Genomic DNA, 4,797 nt, shown 5'->3' on the forward strand with positions numbered 1-4,797 from the left:
CAAAATCATTATAAAAGTAATTTTTTGTAAAATCAACATAAAAATAGGAAAATACAAAAGTATTATTCCTTCTAATAATCTAACTTGTTTAGAAAGAATAACGTTTTTTACTTTGTAGGATAGTGAATATTTTTAAGTTGATGGGCATAGGGTCCCACCCACATTTTATGTCAAAATTTGCTTAGAGTATATTTTCGTTAAAATGTTGGCAGGACCTCTTATAGCAATAAAGAGTCTTTATTGCTTTTAATAAATAGAATAGTTTCTCGAAAAATTAATTTTGTAAAAATCGTTGTATTTCTGCTTCTGTTAATCCAGTAAGTTTTGCAATATCTTCTACAGATACACCGTTTTTATGCATTCCACGAATTAATTGCATCTTTCCTTGTTCAATACCCGTTTCAATTCCCTTTTTTATGCCTTGTTGTTCAGCATGAGCAAACTTTGCCGCCTCATCTATTAAAGCTTTTTCCCTTGCTTCATACTCTTTACGAAAAGAAGAATCTTGACTCATGCGTTCCCACTTATTCATTGCTTTTTGTAAAATTGGATCTTGGTTCATGGCAATGTCCTCCAATGTTTGTGTCAGGTGCTCATCTTCATTGGCCGGTAATAATAATAACCAGCGTACAAAAGAATCCTCCCACGGATTTACTTTTTCATCGCGCCATTGTTGCATTAATTTTGGAATTTCTACAATATGAACTTCTATATCATCACTCAATACGTTTTGTTGTTGAATATTCCACAGTTTTCCTGTTGTATGGAATTCCTTATATTCCTGGAACATCACAAAATTTAACAGGTTAATGGTAATGGTTTTATGAAGCGAGCTATAAGGCATCCCTTTTTGTAATTGAGATGTGTATAATTTTCCCCAATAATACAAACTCCGCTTAATCATATCGTGATTATTATTTAACTGAATTTCTACATTTACTTTTGTACCAGTATCTAATGTAGCAGACACATCTAAAATAGATAACTTATCATCCTCGTGTTCACGGTGTAGATGCGGATCTTCTAACTGAAGTGAAGCAATAGGTGACTCTAAAGAGTCTTTAAGCATTGCATTTAAAAATGTGATTAAAATATCTTCACTACCACTTGTACCAAATAATTGCTTAAAAGCGAAATCAATACGTAAATTCACTAATTGGTTGGACATGGGTTTCCTCTCCCTGTCTATATCATTTCTTTTTCTCATTGTACCTAAAAACAATCAGGACATGCAAACAGGTTCTTATACTATCCCACATATATAAATCAAATTTCTATCTTCACTTTTGGAACATTTAAAACCTATAATATTGAGACGTGATTGCCATTAAATAATATAATTCCAAAAAGTTTACTTTTTGGGACGTTTTAGTTATAAAAAGTAAAACTCATTTCACCTTTGCACACATTAAACATATTCGAAAAGCTGTACCTTTGGGAACAGAAATTTTCTCAAGGCGAAATATCGATCTTTTAGGATAATTATTACATCTTGATATTAAAAATCAATAGTGAATAATATATAATACAACTAATCCCCTCTCCCAATTGTACTAGAGGCTTTCACCATTCCGTATTCAGAATTTTCTTTCGCAAACTATTAAAATGAAGAATTTTCAAGAAACACAATTCGACGCTGAGAATACTTTTTATAGGAGGTTTTATGATGAATAAAAAAATATACTTAAGTATATTTTGTTCTTTAGCTGCGTTAACGAGTAGTAATACGATAGCATATGCTGAAAACGTTAATAAACCTTTTTCGGTACAAACAAATCAAAATCCATCAAATTTTTTAGCGACTTTACAATTTGACGGAACAGATTGGTTCGATTCCGGAGAACAAAATTTCCCGCAAGCTTTTAAGTTTCAATCTTATGATGAAAATATTGAGCACAACAAGGAAAATCTAATTAGATTTAAAATTGGAGAATCAATATTTGGAACCGGTTCAACAGGATGGGAAAATAGAGGTCCAAATGATCAAAGACCTGCTGTATACTTTCATAGTGTTACAAAAGGTGAATATGAAGTATATGAGTATTGGTTATATTATGCAGACAATGATTGGATTAATGATCATGAACATGATTGGGAAAAGTATTTTGTGTATTTAAAAAATGGAGAACCCACACATTTACTCATATCTAATCATAATAGCTATAAAATAAAGCCTTGGTCAGATATCCCTAAAGATAATGGTCATCCTCTTATTGGAGTAGATGGCGGTTCACATGCAATGAAATGGCAATCAGAAGATGGTGTGCAGATTCGTTATAATGGAGAAATTTCCAAAAATAATGGACGTTTAGATGAAGGGAATAATTCTATTCAGCCATGGATTATCTATAGTAATGATACTTTAAAAGGCGTAATACCATATTTGAATCAACCAGATATTTTCTATTATGGTGATCCAGAATATACATTGAATCCTAATGAATATGGTGATCCTAGAGATGCTCCTTGGAAGAGATCTGAATGGAATAACCCTCCACTTCCATAAAGAATATAATCTTCTTTATAAGAACAGTATGTTTTATAAATGTTTTAACTTCATAAAAGTATAGTAGAATCAAAGTGATAGACTTCTATTCTGATGTTATGAATCACTTTATAAAAATAAACCTCTTTACAAGAGGTTTATTTTTATAAAATGATTCATATTCTAGATTTAATGTATTGCGTAAACATTAACAGTAAAGTTTCCATTCGCTCCGGATGGATTTGAGATATAAAAAGATCTGTGTGTTTTAACATCTGTAGAATTCCCGCTATAAATATTGTTCCAAATAACTGGGTCTTTACCAGCAGAAACATCTCTCATAACATTAAAATGAATCCCGTCTGATGCACCAGCAATAACCCATTTTAATGCATATGTGTTCTCTGGTAAATTTTCAATACTGAAATTTCCACTTGAACGATTTTTTTGTCCGTCCATTGGAGTTGGTGCAGAAGTGACTGAAGCTACTAATGTTTCTGATGCTATTAGTGATTTTCCTTGAGTGTTGTAGTTTGTTTGAATAATAGAGGCTGGATTCGCTGTATTAATTGTATCTGTAGAACTTACCTTTCCGCTAGTTGTTTGAGCACCAGCCATTGTTGTACCCCCTGATAAAATTGCTAAAGAACATAATGTGCTTACAAGTATTTTTTTCTTCATTGTAAAACCTCCATTTTTTCATTTTCTTCTAATTGCATGTGCCTACAGGCTTGATAAATCCAATAACATTACACAAGTTACTAAACCTGTAGAGCGTATATCAATGACACGTTTCAACATTATTACTCCTTAATAAAAATAACTTGCAAGTTAATCATACAGTTATATAGAATCAATTGGAATATATGTAAAAATTTATCAACATATAGAATCTATTATAATAATAAAATATATGTATTTCCCTAACAATTAGATTCTAATTGTTAGGGAAAAAGAATTCTTTGTGTAGCTTTGGAATAAAGTTTGATAAAAATAAAATCACAAATCTTAATGTTCAATTAGAAAAACAAAAAGAACTTGTAGGAATCACTACAAGTTCTTTTTGAGATAATGTTAATAAGGGACAAACAAACAATTTCAACAGGCATATTAATACAACTTTAGGGGCGATGCTTTGATAAGTTTATTATATAACAAATATTAACATTTGAAGATCGAAATTTTGAAAATTATGTGAATTAAGAAAGCGGAATGGTTTACTCCGTTTTGATTCCCTCAAAAATCCTTCTGTTCATTTCCTGCAAAATTCCTATAGATAACTATAAAGAGATAAAATTTTCGTTTTGAGGATACTTTAAAATATTAGCTTGATAGCGATGTGGCGGTACCCCATGCCCATCAACTTAAGAATTCAGAATTACCCCAAAACGAAAAAAATGAGCTGACTTCTCAAAGCAACTAACTTTAGAGAAAGAAAATTTTCATTTAGGGGGTACTTCAAAACCTTAGCTTGATGTATGAATTTGAAATAAAGTCACGATGTTTGTAAAAAAGACGCGAAGCTTTGAACAAAGTTGCGATGTTTATAAAAATGATGCGATGCTTTATCTCTTTGATTGAAGAATTTCAAATGAGTTTGGATAGGATTAGGTGAAGATGATTCAGATATTGCATTCCGTAAAAAAGAATGTTATTTTAAAAATAGAATTATGAGAGGACTGATGGGTGAATAATGATTAACTAATCTATATTTTAATTTGAAATTAATAAATTCAAACTACAAAATATAGGGTTGGTCTATCCATTTTTATAAATCAGTTCATACTTTATTTATCATGATTCCAATGATTAATAAGGACTTATTCAGTATAAGTGAAAGACTAATCCTTCCAATTTATAAATTGGGAGGTTTTTTTTATTCTCTTATAGAAGTCGATATTTATTAATCCGTAACTTTAACCCAACAAATAAAGGAGAGAGAAAAATGAGTAATTCAGACACTATTGTTACACATGTAATGCTCTATATAAGTCGTTAGTATCCATCAAACTTATATGGAGGAATTAAAAAATTGATGGATATTCCGACTTTATATGAAAAGTGTCGATATATAAAGGAGGAATTATTATGTCAATGATAAAAGTTCAAGACTTAACTTTTTCATATCCAGATAGCTTTGATAATATTTTTGAAGGTGTAAACTTTCAAATAGATACGGATTGGAAACTAGGATTTATCGGTAGAAACGGACGAGGTAAAACGACATTCTTTAATTGGTTCTGGTGCAAAAACCATTTGATAGAGATATAGAACCTACATGGCCTATTCAATGACAGATTATGATGCAATTC

At 30.7% G+C, this 4,797-nt stretch carries 3 protein-coding genes and 1 pseudogene; 2 read left to right on the plus strand and 2 right to left on the minus strand.

Going from position 1 to position 4,797, the window contains the following annotated elements; all coding sequences use genetic code 11:
* Positions 1 to 274: 274 nt before the first annotated feature.
* A complete protein-coding gene (locus JDS96_RS29525; RefSeq protein WP_199668967.1) occupies positions 275 to 1,168 on the minus strand; it encodes an Rpn family recombination-promoting nuclease/putative transposase in 894 nt (297 codons plus the stop codon).
* A gap of 498 nt (positions 1,169 to 1,666) precedes the next feature.
* On the opposite strand from JDS96_RS29525, the gene JDS96_RS29530 reads away from it, so the two are divergent.
* Complete coding sequence (locus tag JDS96_RS29530; RefSeq protein ID WP_199668968.1) at positions 1,667 to 2,506, plus strand: NPP1 family protein; 840 nt, start codon at positions 1,667 to 1,669, stop codon at positions 2,504 to 2,506.
* A 168-nt stretch (positions 2,507 to 2,674) separates the two neighbouring features.
* On the opposite strand, the gene JDS96_RS32645 is transcribed toward JDS96_RS29530, so the two are convergent.
* Positions 2,675 to 3,166 carry a hypothetical protein gene (locus JDS96_RS32645; protein WP_242480026.1) on the minus strand — a complete coding sequence of 164 codons (492 nt, stop codon included), beginning with the start codon at positions 3,164 to 3,166 and terminating at the stop codon, positions 2,675 to 2,677.
* Positions 3,167 to 4,573: 1,407 nt separating this feature from the next.
* Between JDS96_RS32645 and JDS96_RS29540 the strand changes: the two are divergent.
* Positions 4,574 to 4,720 (plus strand): annotated as a pseudogene (locus JDS96_RS29540) (Lsa family ABC-F type ribosomal protection protein); the annotation flags it as partial.
* Positions 4,721 to 4,797: the final 77 nt, after the last annotated feature.

The organism is Bacillus cereus group sp. N21 (assembly GCF_016483395.1).
GTDB classification, from domain to species: Bacteria; Bacillota; Bacilli; order Bacillales; family Bacillaceae_G; genus Bacillus_A; species Bacillus_A pseudomycoides.